This is a genomic window from Bacillus cereus group sp. BfR-BA-01309 (assembly GCF_022664315.1).
In the GTDB taxonomy this organism is placed as follows: Bacteria; Bacillota; Bacilli; order Bacillales; family Bacillaceae_G; genus Bacillus_A; species Bacillus_A mobilis.
On the sequence record NZ_JAKUHE010000003.1, the window covers coordinates 1 to 15,052 of the forward strand.

Below are 15,052 nucleotides of genomic sequence, written 5' to 3' on the forward strand. Positions count from 1 at the left end.
TTCATCCTGAGCCAGGATCAAACTCTCCAATAAAGTTAGTTTGTCTAGCATCTAAAAATAAAAATTGACGTTTCACGTTGTTTGTTTCGTTTAGTTTTCAAAGTTCAACATCGCGTTTCAGCGACTTTTATAATATACCATAGTACATTATTTTCGTCAACAAGTTTTTTAAGATAATTTGTATCCCTCATTTGCTGACTCTGCCTATTATATAGAGTTTTCTATTGCTATGCAAGTATTATTATAAAAAAATAAGAGGAGGAAAAATCCCCCCTCTTATTCTTCAGAAGAAACCTCTTCATTAGATTCCTCTTCTTCATCCTTTTGTGCTTTTGCTACCGTCGCTACCTCTTGCTCATCCTCTAAACGAATTAGACGAACACCTTGTGTATTACGTCCCATTTGAGAGATTTGATCAACTGGCATACGAATAATAACACCCGCCGCCGTAATTAACATGATGTCTTCTTCACCTGTTACAGATTTAACAGCTACTAACTTACCGTTTTTATCTGTAATATTACAAGTCTTCAGACCTTTACCACCACGGCTTTGTAGGCGGTATTCATCAATTGGTGTACGTTTTCCATAACCATTTTTGGTTACAATTAGAACATTTACATCCTCTTCGACGATTTCCATGCCTACAACTTGATCTTCGTCACCTAATGTAATTGCTTTTACACCAGCAGCGTTACGTCCCATAGAACGTACATCTTGCTCGTTAAAGCGAATTAGCATACCGTTGCTTGTTCCTACAATAATATCCTTATCGCCAGATGTTAAACGCACAGATATTACTTCATCCTCTTCACGAAGGGAGATTGCAATTAAACCATTCGTACGTATATTTGCAAATGATGAAAGTGGCGTTCTCTTAGAAATACCTTGTTTCGTTGTGAAGAATAAGAATTCATCGTCACCAAATTCACGAATTGGAATAATGGCGTTAATCCATTCACCCTTATCTACACCTAATAAGTTAATAATAGGTATACCTTTTGCTGTACGACTATACTCTGGGATTTCATATCCTTTCGTACGGTATACTTTCCCTTTATTAGTAAAGAATAAAATGTGATCATGCGTAGAAGTAGTTAATAAATGTTCTACGAAATCATCATCATTCGTCCCCATTCCTTGTACACCACGTCCACCACGGTTCTGTGTTTTGTACGTAGAAGCTGGCAGCCTCTTAATATAACCATTATGCGTTAACGTAATAGCAATGTTTTGCTCTGGAATCAAATCTTCATCTTCAATAAATTCCATGCCGCCAATTGTAATTTCTGTTCGTCTCTTATCATTGAAGCGCTCTTTTACTTCCGTTAATTCTTCACGAATAATCTCAAGAACTTTCTCTTCATCTGCTAAGATTGCTTTTAATTCAGCGATTAACTTCATTAAGTCTTGATATTCTTGCTCAATTTTTTCACGTTCTAATCCTGTTAAACGTTGCAGACGCATATCTAAAATTGCTTGCGCTTGTTTCTCACTTAAACCGAAACGTTCCATTAAGCCTTGCTTTGCAATATCTGCTGTTTTCGAACTACGAATTAACGTAATAACTTCATCAAGATGATCTAAAGCAATTCTTAATCCTTCTAAAATATGAGCACGCGCCTCTGCTTTTTCTAATTCATAAGCAGTACGTCGACGAATTACTACCTTCTGATGCTCCAAGTAATGATATAAATTTTGTTTTAAATTCAATACTTGTGGCTCTCCATTTACAAGAGACAACATATTAATACCGAAACTTGTTTGAAGTGCTGTATGTTTATATAGATTATTTAATAGTACATTAGCATTGGCATCACGGCGTACTTCCATAACAATACGCATACCGTTTCGATCTGACTCGTCACGTAAATCCGTAATACCTTCAATTTTCTTGTCACGAACTAATTCTGCGATTTTTTCAATTAATCGCGCCTTATTAACTTGATAAGGTAGTTCAGTTACGAGAATAGATTGTTTACCATTTGACTTTTCTTCAATTTCAACTTTAGCTCGAAGCATAATAGAGCCTCTACCTGTTTCATACGCTCTTCGAATCCCACTTCGCCCCAAAATTAAACCTGCTGTTGGAAAATCTGGTCCTGGAATAAACTCCATTAATTCTGCAATCGTAATATCAGGATTATGACTTAGTGCCAATACACCATCAATTACTTCACCGAGTTGATGCGGCGGGATATTTGTTGCCATACCAACCGCAATACCCGTCGTACCGTTCACTAATAAATTAGGGAAACGCGCCGGCAATACAATTGGCTCTCTTTCAGAACCATCATAGTTATCTTGATAATCAATCGTGTTTTTTGAAATATCACGTATTAATTCCATAGAAATCTTAGACATTCTTGCTTCTGTATAACGCATTGCTGCTGCTGAATCGCCATCAACAGAACCAAAGTTACCATGCCCATCAACAAGCATATAACGCTGACTAAAATCTTGCGCCATACGTACCATCGTCTCGTAAACAGCTGAATCACCGTGTGGGTGATACTTACCGATTACTTCACCGACAATACGCGCTGATTTCTTATACGCTTTATCAGCTGTAATTCCTAAATCATTCATCGCATATAAAACCCTACGATGCACAGGTTTTAATCCATCACGAACATCTGGTAATGCACGAGATACGATAACACTCATTGCGTAATCTAAAAACGAAGTACGCATTTCATGACTAATATTAATTTCTCGAATTCGTGCTTGTTGTTGATTGTCTGACATCAACGAGCACCTCCTCTTACATTTCCGTTACACATACATTGATTTATATGTAGAAGACAGGAATACTTAGATTCCTGTCGTTACCCATTTAAATATCAAGGTTTTTCACGTATTTTGCATTTTCTTGGATAAAGTTACGACGTGGCTCTACTTTATCTCCCATTAAAATTTCAAATGTTTCATCCGCTTCAATTGCATCTTGAAGAGAAACTTGAAGTAATGAACGTACTTCTGGGTCCATTGTCGTCTCCCATAACTGAGTTGGATTCATTTCCCCTAGACCTTTATAACGCTGAATACCTGGCTTAGGTTGGGCTGGTAATTCAGCTAAGATTTTTTCAAGTTCCTTATCGTTGTAAGCATATTGAATTTTCTTACCCTGTTGTACTTTAAATAAAGGTGGCTGTGCGATATATATATAACCACACTCAATTATTTGACGCATATAACGATAGAAGAACGTTAATAATAGGGTACGAATATGCGCACCATCAACATCGGCATCGGTCATAATAATAACTTTATGATAGCGTGCTTTTTCAATATCGAAGTCTCCGCCGATATTTGTACCGATCGCTGTAATAATTGTACGAACTTCATCATTTGATAAAATCTTATCTAAACGTGCCTTTTCAACATTAATAATTTTACCCTTCAATGGTAAAATTGCTTGGAAATGACGATCGCGCCCTTGTTTCGCAGAACCACCCGCAGAGTCACCCTCTACGATATAAATTTCACTAATTGCTGGATCTTTAGAAGAACAGTCTGCTAATTTCCCTGGTAAACTTGAAACTTCTAAAGCACTCTTTCGACGAGTTAACTCACGAGCCTTTTTAGCCGCTACACGCGCACGGGCTGCCATCGTCCCTTTATCGATAATTTTACGCGCAACATTGGGATTTTCCAGTAAGAACTTTTCAAATGCCTCTGAGAACACTGACTCTGTAATCGTTCTTGCTTCACTATTTCCAAGTTTCGTCTTCGTTTGTCCTTCGAATTGCGGATTTGGATGTTTAATTGACACAATTGCCGTTAAACCTTCACGAACATCTTCACCAGTTAAATTACTATCCGCATCTTTTAAAATATTATTTTTACGACCATAATCGTTGATCACACGAGTTAAGGCTGTTTTAAATCCTACCTCATGTGTACCGCCTTCATACGTATGAATATTATTTGTAAATGAGTAAATATGATTTGTATATCCTTCGTTATATTGGAGCGCGACTTCAACTTGAATACCATCTTTTGACCCTTCTACATATACAGGTTCTTCATGAATTGGCTGTTTTGAACGATTTAAATGTTCAACATATGATTTAATTCCACCTTCATAATGGAATTCTTTCTTCTGTTTATGTTCACGTTTATCTTCAATTGTTAATTTAATATTACGATTTAAAAATGCTAATTCGCGCATACGAGTTGCTAACGTATCAAATTCGTATACGATTGTTTCCTGAAAAATTTCTGGATCTGGTTTAAATCGAGTTATCGTCCCCGTTTGATCTGTGTCACCAATGACCTTTAAATCCGCAACCGGAATACCTCGTTCGTATTTTTGATAATGGATTTTTCCTTCACGATGTACAAATACCTCTAGTTCTGTTGATAGAGCATTTACTACAGATGCCCCAACACCATGCAAACCACCAGAAACTTTATAACCGCCACCGCCAAACTTACCACCAGCATGGAGAACAGTCATTATAACTTCTACAGCAGGACGTCCCATTTTTTCTTGTATACCAACTGGAATACCACGTCCATTATCCGTTACAAGAATACTATTATCTTCTTCGATACTAACGTTAATTTCATCACAATACCCTGCAAGTGCTTCATCAATACTATTATCGACGATTTCCCAAACAAGATGGTGAAGTCCTTTTCCACTCGTAGATCCAATATACATCCCAGGGCGTTTTCGAACCGCCTCTAATCCTTCAAGTACCTGTATCTGACTTTCATCATATGAGTTTTCTTCCATTTGCTTTTGTTCCATTGACACAAAGATCACCTACTTTTCCATTTAAATAGGGATTACGCCCTATCTATTTCACAATCTACCGTGCCGTTCGTTACATGAATTGTTTTCGCTTCTTTTAATGTTTCGTGTTCAATTCCGTCGACACTCGTCGTTGTCACAAATGTTTGCACTTTTCCTTGAATTGTATTTAACAGATGCGATTGACGATAATCATCTAATTCTGATAATACATCATCCAATAAAAGAATCGGATATTCCTTAACTTCTGAGTAAATCAATTCAATTTCAGCTAATTTTAGGGACAGTGCGGTCGTTCGTTGTTGTCCTTGCGAACCAAAGACTTGAACATTTTTACTATTAACGAAGAATTGTAAATCATCACGATGAGGACCAATTAAAGTCGTACCACGGAAAATCTCACGTTGTTTCACAGATTGAAAATTTTCATAGTATACTTCTTTTATTTTCGACAAATCCATTGATTCTGATACATCTACACTTGGTTTATAGACAATTTCTAATTCTTCTAATCCACGGCTTATACCGCGATGAATTGGAGCTGCCCATTCTTGTAGTAAATGCAAAAACTCAAACCGTTTTTGCAATATTTTTGCACCATGCTCAATAAGCTGAAGTGTAAATACATCCAACATCGTTTCCTCATTCTTACTATTCCCTTGCATTTTTTTCAGCAAGTGATTTCGTTGCGTGAGCACCTTTTGATATTGACTCAATTCATACAAATAGACTGGGGCTATTTGTCCTAATTCCATATCTAAAAAGCGTCTTCTTACTTGAGGGCTTCCTTTTACAAGATTTAAATCTTCTGGGGCAAACATGACAACATTCATCATGCCAATATATTGACTCAATTTTTGTTGTTCAAGTTGATTTAATTTTGCCTTTTTACCTTTTTTCGAAATATTTAATTCCAAAGACAAAGAACTATTTCTCTTTTGTAATTTCCCTTTAATTTGACCGAAATCTTCATCCCAACGGATAAGTTCGCGATCATTAGAGGTTCTATGAGATTTCGCCATCGCTAAAACGTAAATAGCTTCCATCAAATTCGTTTTCCCTTGCGCGTTTTCACCGATAATCACATTCACTTTATCTTCAAAGGAAAGCTCTAACTTTTCATAATTGCGATAGTTTTTTAACTGTATTTCTGAAATAAACAAAGGGCTCCCCCTTTATGCCTGAACTTGGAAACTTCCGCTTCCTGGAATTTCAATAATATCGTTCGCATATAATTTGCGACCTCTTCTATTTTCAAGTTCTTGATTCACGTACACTTCATATTCTTGTAAAAACCATTTTACAGCGCCACCTGTATCAATTACATCGGCTAACTTTAAAAATTGTCCTAGTGTAATATACTCTGTTGAAATTTTAATACGTTTCATAAAATCGCTCACTTTCTGAAAGTGTTCATTCTTTCATTGTACTAAATAAACTAACATTAGGAAAGTAATACCCAAAAATCAAATAAGGGCTACTAGTATCTGAAAACTAGCAACCCTTACTTCTTACTTAGTAAGTACGAACCGGTAAAATTAATTGAATAATGGACTCATCATTTACTGTGCGAATTAAGAATGGTCTCATTGCGCCAGTAAAGCTAATTTTAATTTCAGTACTATCTAAAGCTTTTAGTGCATCCATCATATATTTTGCACTAAAAGATATTTTTAATTCTTCCCCATCTACTTTTTCACATTGAACTTCTTCTACTACTTTCCCGATTTCTGGTGAATTCGAAGAAATTTCTAGCATTTCTTGTTCTAAAGTTGATAATTTCACAACATTATTACGACCATCCCTTGCTAATAGAGATGCACGATCAATTGCTTGTAAAAATTCTTTTGTATTTACAAAAATATCTGTTTTACTTTCAGCTGGAATTAAACGAGTTGTATCAGGGTAATTCCCTTCTAACAATCTTGAGAAGAATAATAAATGCTTTGTACGGAATAATACTTGATACTCCGTAATAACGATATCTACCATTTCTTCAGACTCATCTAGAATTTTGCTTAATTCATTTAAGCTTTTACCTGGAATAACAACATTCGCTTGAAATTCATCTGCGATTCCTTCGATTTTTGCTTTTCGAAGAGCTAACCTGTGACTATCTGTAGCAATACAAGTTAATTCGCTGTTATATACTTTCCAGTTTACACCTGTCAAGATCGGTCTTGTTTCAGAAGTGGAAACTGCAAATACAGTTTGTCTGATCATATGTTTCAGTAAATCTGTTGGAATCTTAAAAACATGATGTTCTTCAATTTGTGGTAACAATGGATATTCAGCAGAATCTAAACCATTTAGATTAAACTCTGATTTTCCAGAAGTTATTTTTGTCATAAAATGATTTTCCACAGAAATTTCGACAGTCTCTTTAGGTAATTTTTTTACAATCTCACTAAAATATTTTGCTTGTAAAATAATACTTCCTGATTGCGCTACTTCTACGATTTCTTTTCCATCGTCTTCAACTGGGATAAAGGATTCAATTGAAATATCAGCATCGCTTCCTGTTAACGTAACGCCTTCTTCCGTAGCGACAATTTTAATTCCTGTAAGGATCGGAATTGTTGTACGAGAAGAAACAGCCTTCATTACATCTTGTACACTTCTTACAAGATAGTCTTTTTGTATTGTAAAACGCATAAAGAAAAACCTCCGGTAAGTATAAGATTTTATTTAATTAATAAAGATAAAAAATAGTAGTAATAGTAATAGGGCCTGTGGATATGTGGATAACCCCGTTAAAGGATGTAAAAACAGTCTATCTACATGTGGATAGACTGTGCGTAAAACAAGGTAAGTTATTCACACTATTCAGCTACTACTTTAAAATATCGTTAATTTCTTCAACTTGCTTTTGTAATTGCGTATCCGTTTTAAGCAGCTTAGAAATTTTTTCATGTGCATGGATAACTGTTGTATGATCACGTCCACCAAATTCTTCACCTATTTTAGGTAAGGAGGAGTCTGTAAGTTCGCGTGATAAATACATTGCAATTTGGCGAGGGAAAGCAACTGATTTTGTTCGCTTTTTCGCCTTGAAATCTTCCAATTTTATTTGATAAACATCCCCAACAGCCTTTTGAATATCATAAATGGAGATAATTTTTGGTTTAGAATTTGGAATAATATCTTTAAGTGCTTCAGCTGCTAAATCAGCATTAATATCTTTGTTAATTAAAGATGAATAAGCTACAACTCGGATGAGTGCACCTTCTAGTTCACGAATATTTGAATCAATTTGATTTGCAATATAAAGCATAACCTCATTTGGTATATCGAGTCCTTCAGCCTTTGCTTTTTTACGTAAAATTGCAATTCGTGTTTCTAAATCTGGTGGCGTAATATCCGTAATGAGTCCCCATTCAAAGCGAGAACGAAGACGGTCTTCTAAAGTTGGAATTTCTTTTGGTGGCCGATCACTTGAAATTACAATTTGTTTACTTTCTTCGTGTAATGCATTGAATGTATGGAAAAACTCTTCTTGAGTTTGTTCTTTTCCTGCTAGAAATTGAATATCATCTATCAATAAAACATCTACATTACGGTATTTATTACGAAAATCGACCGCTTTATTATCACGAATAGAATTAATGAATTCATTTGTAAATTTTTCTGATGATAAATATACAACCTTCGCGTTTGGGTTATGTTCAATTACATAATGACCAATTGCATGCATTAAATGGGTCTTTCCGAGTCCAACTCCCCCGTAAATAAAGAGGGGATTATATGCTTTAGCTGGCGCTTCGGCTACAGCCAATGAAGCAGCGTGAGCAAAACGGTTACCAGAGCCAATAACAAATGTATCAAACGTATATTTTGGATTTAGCATGCTCTGCGGTAAATGATTAGAATCATCTTGTGCTGAATTTGGTTTAGAAGGAGGAAGATCAATCTCCTCTTCAGCTTGACTTTGGGGAATAATAAAGCGAATAGCTAATTTTGCCCCCGTTAAATCGTAAAGTGTTTCCGAAATTAGCTCTGAATAATGAGATTCTAACCAATCACGAGCGAATTCATTTGGAGCCGTAATTGTTAATACGTCTTTCTTTAAATTATGCGCGGTTGTTGACTTTAACCATGTTTCATAACTTGGCTTACTGACCTTTTTTTCTAGTTCTTTTAAGGCACTGTTCCATAAATCAGAGATGTTTTCCAAAGGTGTCCCTCCTTTACTAAGATGGTAAAAGAATAAGGTTGCGCAACAAATGTACAACCTAAATAAATATAAAATGTATATTTATACGAAACGTATTTTAAAACCTAAAAACGTCGTTTGTATATGAGATAGGGTTTTCGACAAAAAAAGCAAATGTGGATAATCATTTACCCACATGTGATTAAAACTGTCCACATGTTATACACAAATTGTGGATAAGATAAAGGTGTGGAAAACTTATTCAAAGTGAAAACACAACTATAATATCAAAAAAAAGTAGCTATAGCAATGAATTTCAGAAAGTTATCCACAAAATCAATACCTTGTGGAATAAACTTGTCCACAACACGATATACTGTGTAAAAGTGCGAAAAAGGTTTGTGGATATAAAAAACAAGAAAAAACATTTATCCACAAGGAAATATAGGGTCTGTGAAAAAGTATGTGAATAGGTTCAAAATGAATATTTGATGAAAATTTCGAGAACCATTGACATTTTCCTAGTTGATTAACTATAATTTATAGGACTGTCTTTAACAGATATTCCTCAGGGAGGTGTCATATAATGAAAAGAACTTACCAACCAAATAAACGTAAGCGCAGCAAAGTACATGGTTTCCGCAGCCGTATGAGCACAGCGAACGGACGTAAAGTGCTAGCAGCTCGTCGTCGTAAAGGAAGAAAAGTATTATCTGCGTAGACCACTGATCGTTCAGTGGTCTTTTTTTCTAATAATAGTGAATTTCCACTGATGAACTACAGGAGTGTCAATTGATATGAAGAAAACACATCGTATAAAAAAGAATGATGAATTCCAGACGGTTTTTCAAAAAGGAAAATCGAATGCGAATCGTCAGCTTGTTGTCTATCAACTAGATAAGGCAGAGCAGCCAAACTTTCGTATTGGTCTTTCTGTCAGCAAAAAAATAGGAAATGCAGTAGTGCGTAACCGAATTAAACGTATGATCCGCCAGTCAATCACAGAATTAAAAGATGAGATAGATTCTGGAAAAGATTTTGTTATAATAGCAAGGAAGCCTTGTGCAGAGATGACATATGAAGAATTAAAGAAAAGCTTAATTCATGTCTTTAAACGCTCTGGTATGAAAAGAATAAAAAAGTAGCGTAAGGAAATGAATTACACTATATACATACCGAAACAAGGAGGAGCAGGCTTTGAAAAAGAAAATAGGTTTACTAGCCATGGTTATTGCATTAATGGCAATTGCTACTGGCTGTAGTGAAGTGAATCAGCCGATTACGCCGAAAAGTACTGGAATTTGGAATGAATATTTCGTATATCCGCTTTCTCAGTTAATTACGTATTTTGCCAACTTATTTGGTAGTAATTACGGTTTAGCAATCGTCGTTACAACGCTTATCATTCGTTTTGCATTATTACCATTAATGATTAAACAAACGAAGAGTACGAAAGCAATGCAGGCGTTACAACCAGAAATGGTGAAGTTAAAAGAGAAATATAGTTCTAAAGATCAAGCAACACAGCAAAAACTACAACAAGAAATGATGCAGTTATATCAAAAAAATGGTGTAAATCCATTAGCAGGATGTTTACCAATCTTTGTTCAGATGCCTATTTTATTCGCGTTTTACCATGCGATTATGAGAACAGCAGAAATTAGTAAGCATACATTCTTATGGTTCGACTTAGGGCAGGCAGATCCGTTCTATATCTTACCGGTTGTTGCGGCAATTACGACATTTATTCAGCAAAAGCTTGCAATGGCAGGAACAGCTGGTCAAAATCCGCAAATGGCAATGATGATTTGGCTTATGCCAATTATGATTTTAGTCTTTGCAATTAACTTCCCAGCTGCATTATCACTTTACTGGGTTGTTGGTAATATCTTTGGTATCGCTCAAATGTACTTGATCAAGGGGCCGGAAATTAAGGCTAGTAAGGCAGGAGGATCAAGCAAGTGAGTGTAATTACTGCTAAAGGACAAACAGTCGATCTGGCAGTACAAGATGCTTTAAGACAACTAAATGTTTCAAAAGACCGAGTAGATATAAATATTATCGATGAAGGTAAAAGAGGGTTCCTAGGTTTATTTGGGAATCGACCTGCAGTAGTAGAAGTTGTATTGAAGAAAGATCCGATTCAAGAATGTGAAGAATATTTAAAAAATGTGATTCACGATATGGGTGTGGAAGCTGAGATTAGTAAAATTGTAAAAGGACGCGAAGTTGAATTTACAATTTCTGGCGAAAATATAGGTGTTTTGATTGGAAAAAGAGGAAACACCTTGAATTCTTTACAGTATTTAACAAAACTTGTGGCGAATCGTAATACAAAGCAGTATATTGGCATCACACTAGATGCTGAAAATTATCGTAGTAAAAGAAAAGGTACATTAGAAGCCCTTTCTTATCGATTAGCAAAACAAGTAGTAAGTACGAAAAAAAGGGTTGTGTTGGAGCCTATGCCATCTTTTGAACGAAAGATTATCCATCAAGCATTATCTAATCATCAAAATATCATTACAACTTCTGAAGGAAAAGAACCACATCGACATGTTGTAATATCTTCCAAGTGACCGGTTACTCAATTGAGTGCCGGTTTTTTTGAGGGGAAAATAGGTGTGGATAACTAAAAAACACTAAACTTATCCACTGTGAATAAGTTTAGTGTTTTTTACATGAGGACATAATAAAATGAGTTATTATTCTTTTGTAGATAGGTTCGTTATGGTATTCTAATAATTTAGTGAAGAAAATAATCATGTTGAAATAGAGATAAATAAGCAAGTGAGGTGAAAGGACATGGAATTTGATACAATTGCCGCGATTTCCACAGCGCTTGGAGAGGGTGCAATTGCCATTGTTCGAGTAAGTGGGGATGATGCGGTTGAAAAAGTTAATCGTATTTTTAAAGGGAAGGATTTAACAGAGGTTCCTTCTCACACAATTCATTATGGTCATATTGTTGATTTAGATACAAATCAAGTTATTGAAGAAGTAATGGTGTCCATTCTGCGTGCACCGAGGACATTTACACGTGAAAATATAGTAGAAATTAACTGTCACGGTGGACTTGTTTCGGTAAATAAAGTGTTGCAGCTTATTTTAGCACAAGGAGTACGATTAGCAGAGCCTGGTGAATTTACGAAACGTGCTTTTTTAAATGGCCGTATTGATTTATCACAAGCGGAAGCTGTTATGGACTTAATCCGTGCAAAAACAGATCGTGCAATGAACGTAGCGATTAATCAAATGGAAGGACGATTATCTAAATTGATCGGCCGTCTGCGTCAGGACATATTAGAAACGTTAGCTCATGTTGAGGTAAACATAGATTACCCGGAATATGATGATGTGGAAGAAATGACACATAATATTTTAATTGAGAAAGCTACACATGTCCGTGCTGAAATTGCAAAAATATTAGAAACATCGAAGCAAGGAAAAATTTTACGTGAAGGTATTGCTACTGCAATCATCGGTAGACCTAACGTTGGGAAGTCATCGCTATTAAATAGTCTCGTTCAGGAGAAAAAGGCAATTGTAACTGATATTGCAGGAACAACTCGTGATGTTATTGAAGAGTACGTTAATGTGCGTGGTGTACCACTTAAACTTATAGATACAGCCGGAATTCGTGAAACAGAAGATGTTGTTGAAAGAATTGGTGTAGAGCGTTCAAAAGAAATGATGAGTCAAGCTGATTTAGTGTTAGTTGTCGTGAATTATAGCGAGGCTTTAACGAATGAGGATGAAGATCTATTCCGTGCCGTACAAGGAAAAGATTTCATTGTTATTGTAAATAAGACTGATTTACCGCAAACAATTGATATGGAACGTGTTACAGAATTGGCAGCGGGAAATCGTGTTATTACAACATCGCTAATTGAGGAACAAGGAATAGATGAGCTTGAAAAGGCAATAGCTGATTTATTCTTTGAAGGAGCAATCGATTCTGCAGATGTGACATATGTTTCTAATGCAAGACATATTGGATTATTAACACAAGCAGGAAAAACAATTGGAGATGCGATTGAGGCGATAGAAAATGGTGTTCCAATTGATATGGTGCAAATTGATTTAACAAGAACGTGGGAAATACTTGGTGAAATTACTGGTGATACGGTCCATGAAAGCCTAATTGACCAGCTGTTCTCTCAATTTTGTTTAGGAAAATAATATAGTGATGTTTTAGAAAGATAGAGATTATTAGGAGGAATAAACAATGGGATACAATGCCGGTTCATACGATGTCATAGTAATCGGTGCAGGTCATGCAGGATGTGAAGCTGGTCTTGCGGCAGCACGAATGGGCTCCAACACATTAATGTTAACAATTAATTTAGATATGGTAGCGTTTATGCCATGTAACCCTTCTGTTGGTGGACCAGCAAAAGGGATTGTTGTTCGTGAAATTGATGCATTAGGCGGAGAAATGGGACGCAACATTGATAAAACACATATTCAAATGCGTATGTTAAATACAGGTAAAGGACCAGCTGTGCGCGCACTTCGAGCACAAGCAGATAAGTTCTCTTACCAGCATGAATTAAAGAAAACAATTGAAGAAACACCAAATCTAACGTTGTTCCAAGGAATGGTAGAGCGTTTAATTGTTGAAGATGGTGAATGTAAAGGGGTAATTACGCAATCTGGTGCTGAATATACAGCAAAGACAGTAGTAATTACGACTGGAACATTTTTACGCGGTGAGATTATTATGGGGGATTTAAAATATTCGAGCGGTCCGAATAATCAACAACCATCTATTACTTTATCTGAACATTTAGAGGAGCTTGGATTTGATCTTGTTAGATTTAAAACAGGTACACCTCCGCGTGTAAATAGTAATACAATTGATTACAGTAAAACAGAAATTCAGCCAGGTGATGATAAACCACGATCTTTCTCTTTTGAAACGACAAAATTTATTATGGATCAAATTCCATGTTGGTTGACGTATACAAGTACGGAAACACATCGTTTAATAGATGAAAACCTACATCGCTCAGCTATGTATTCTGGTATGATTAAGGGAACAGGACCTAGATACTGCCCTTCAATTGAAGACAAAGTAGTAAGGTTTAATGATAAACCACGTCATCAAATTTTCTTAGAGCCAGAGGGACGTAATACACAAGAAGTGTATGTACAAGGTTTATCCACAAGCTTACCAGAAGATGTACAGCGTGATATGCTTAGAACAATCCCTGGTCTAGAAAACGTTGAAATGATGCGTACAGGTTATGCGATTGAATATGATGCGATGGTGCCAACACAACTATGGCCAACACTTGAAACGAAAAAAATTAAAAATTTATATACAGCAGGACAGATTAACGGAACTTCTGGTTATGAAGAGGCAGCAGGACAAGGGCTTATGGCTGGAATTAACGCAGCATGTCGTTCTTTAGGCAAAAAAGAAGTTATTTTAGGTCGCGAGGATGCTTATATCGGTGTCTTAATTGATGATCTTGTAACGAAAGGTACAAATGAACCATATCGTTTATTAACGTCTCGTGCAGAATATCGTCTATTATTACGCCATGATAATGCTGATCTTCGTTTAACTGAAGTTGGTCGTGAAATTGGACTAATTAAAGAAGAGCGCTATGAGCGATTTACAAATAAAAAATTACAAATTGAACAGGAAAAGGAACGTTTAAGCAGCATCACTATTAAGCCACGTCCTGAAGTTCAAGAATTAATTCGTAGCATTGGCGGAAGTGAATTGAAAGATGGAATACGTGCAAGTGACTTGTTACGTCGTCCAGAGATGACATATGAGCACATTCATCTTTTAGTACCAAGTGAAGTAGAATTAAGTGATGAAGTGACAGAACAAGTTGAAATTCAGATTAAGTACGAAGGATATATTGAAAAATCTTTACAGCAAGTAGAGCGTATGAAGAAAATGGAAAACAAAAAAATCCCTGTGGATATTGATTATGATGCGATTTCTAGCCTTGCCTCAGAAGCTAGACAGAAATTGAAAGATGTTCGTCCACTTTCAATGGGGCAGGCTTCACGTATTTCTGGCGTAAACCCAGCGGATGTTTCCATTTTACTTGTGTATATTGAACAAGGAAAAATTGCGCGAGTATCGAACCAATAAATAGTAAGGAGATATTGCT

At 35.9% G+C, this 15,052-nt stretch carries 12 protein-coding genes; 6 read left to right on the forward strand and 6 right to left on the reverse strand.

From position 1 onward, the window contains the following. Positions 1 to 276: 276 nt before the first annotated feature. The 6 genes from gyrA to dnaA all read right to left on the reverse strand — a co-directional run bounded on the left by gyrA (position 277) and on the right by dnaA (position 8,936). The gene (gene gyrA / locus MR115_RS07115; protein WP_001282859.1) at positions 277 to 2,748 is read right to left on the reverse strand and encodes a DNA gyrase subunit A; all 2,472 of its coding nucleotides are present in this window, start codon (positions 2,746 to 2,748) and stop codon (positions 277 to 279) included. 88 nt (positions 2,749 to 2,836) lie between these two features. Next, entirely contained in the window at positions 2,837 to 4,759 is a 1,923-nt protein-coding gene (gyrB, locus tag MR115_RS07120; protein WP_061679590.1) for a DNA topoisomerase (ATP-hydrolyzing) subunit B, read from the reverse strand. 38 nt (positions 4,760 to 4,797) lie between these two features. Continuing rightward, positions 4,798 to 5,925, reverse strand: a complete 1,128-nt coding sequence (gene recF, locus MR115_RS07125; protein ID WP_000470743.1) for a DNA replication/repair protein RecF — start codon at positions 5,923 to 5,925, stop codon at positions 4,798 to 4,800. Between the two features lie 12 nt (positions 5,926 to 5,937). After that, the gene (gene yaaA / locus MR115_RS07130) at positions 5,938 to 6,150 is read right to left on the reverse strand and encodes a S4 domain-containing protein YaaA (protein ID WP_000821366.1); all 213 of its coding nucleotides are present in this window, start codon (positions 6,148 to 6,150) and stop codon (positions 5,938 to 5,940) included. A gap of 127 nt (positions 6,151 to 6,277) precedes the next feature. After that, positions 6,278 to 7,417, reverse strand: a complete 1,140-nt coding sequence (dnaN, locus tag MR115_RS07135; RefSeq protein ID WP_001212888.1) for a DNA polymerase III subunit beta — start codon at positions 7,415 to 7,417, stop codon at positions 6,278 to 6,280. A 178-nt stretch (positions 7,418 to 7,595) separates the two neighbouring features. After that, the gene (dnaA, locus tag MR115_RS07140) at positions 7,596 to 8,936 is read right to left on the reverse strand and encodes a chromosomal replication initiator protein DnaA (RefSeq protein WP_016085337.1); all 1,341 of its coding nucleotides are present in this window, start codon (positions 8,934 to 8,936) and stop codon (positions 7,596 to 7,598) included. Between the two features lie 565 nt (positions 8,937 to 9,501). On the opposite strand from dnaA, the gene rpmH reads away from it, so the two are divergent. From rpmH to mnmG, 6 genes are all read left to right on the forward strand, one after another. After that, on the forward strand, positions 9,502 to 9,636 hold the full coding sequence (rpmH, locus tag MR115_RS07145; RefSeq protein ID WP_000831901.1) for a 50S ribosomal protein L34: 135 nt from the start codon (positions 9,502 to 9,504) through the stop codon (positions 9,634 to 9,636). A gap of 76 nt (positions 9,637 to 9,712) precedes the next feature. Beyond that, on the forward strand, positions 9,713 to 10,060 hold the full coding sequence (gene rnpA / locus MR115_RS07150) for a ribonuclease P protein component (RefSeq protein WP_000750813.1): 348 nt from the start codon (positions 9,713 to 9,715) through the stop codon (positions 10,058 to 10,060). 52 nt (positions 10,061 to 10,112) lie between these two features. Next, entirely contained in the window at positions 10,113 to 10,880 is a 768-nt protein-coding gene (gene spoIIIJ / locus MR115_RS07155) for a YidC family membrane integrase SpoIIIJ (RefSeq protein ID WP_061679591.1), read from the forward strand. Beyond that, positions 10,877 to 11,494, forward strand: coding sequence for an RNA-binding cell elongation regulator Jag/EloR (gene jag, locus MR115_RS07160; protein ID WP_242240626.1), 618 nt, complete (start codon positions 10,877 to 10,879; stop codon positions 11,492 to 11,494). The genes spoIIIJ and jag overlap by 4 nt, the downstream gene beginning before the upstream one ends. Positions 11,495 to 11,720: 226 nt before the next feature. Then, a complete protein-coding gene (gene mnmE / locus MR115_RS07165) occupies positions 11,721 to 13,097 on the forward strand; it encodes a tRNA uridine-5-carboxymethylaminomethyl(34) synthesis GTPase MnmE (RefSeq protein WP_000393765.1) in 1,377 nt (458 codons plus the stop codon). Between the two features lie 46 nt (positions 13,098 to 13,143). Continuing rightward, positions 13,144 to 15,033 (forward strand): tRNA uridine-5-carboxymethylaminomethyl(34) synthesis enzyme MnmG, encoded by a 1,890-nt coding sequence (gene mnmG, locus MR115_RS07170; RefSeq protein ID WP_242240627.1) that lies wholly within the window; start codon positions 13,144 to 13,146, stop codon positions 15,031 to 15,033. Positions 15,034 to 15,052 lie beyond the last annotated feature (19 nt).

What these genes read in the sequence shown, in the direction of transcription:
- gyrA (WP_001282859.1), bottom strand. Translation starts at nt 2,748, where the DNA reads ATGTCAGACAATCAACAACAAGCACGAATTCGAGAAATTAATATTAGT.
- gyrB (WP_061679590.1), bottom strand. Translation starts at nt 4,759, where the DNA reads ATGGAACAAAAGCAAATGGAAGAAAACTCATATGATGAAAGTCAGATA.
- yaaA (WP_000821366.1), bottom strand. Translation starts at nt 6,150, where the DNA reads ATGAAACGTATTAAAATTTCAACAGAGTATATTACACTAGGACAATTT.
- dnaN (WP_001212888.1), bottom strand. Translation starts at nt 7,417, where the DNA reads ATGCGTTTTACAATACAAAAAGACTATCTTGTAAGAAGTGTACAAGAT.
- rpmH (WP_000831901.1), top strand. Translation starts at nt 9,502, where the DNA reads ATGAAAAGAACTTACCAACCAAATAAACGTAAGCGCAGCAAAGTACAT.
- rnpA (WP_000750813.1), top strand. Translation starts at nt 9,713, where the DNA reads ATGAAGAAAACACATCGTATAAAAAAGAATGATGAATTCCAGACGGTT.
- mnmE (WP_000393765.1), top strand. Translation starts at nt 11,721, where the DNA reads ATGGAATTTGATACAATTGCCGCGATTTCCACAGCGCTTGGAGAGGGT.
- mnmG (WP_242240627.1), top strand. Translation starts at nt 13,144, where the DNA reads ATGGGATACAATGCCGGTTCATACGATGTCATAGTAATCGGTGCAGGT.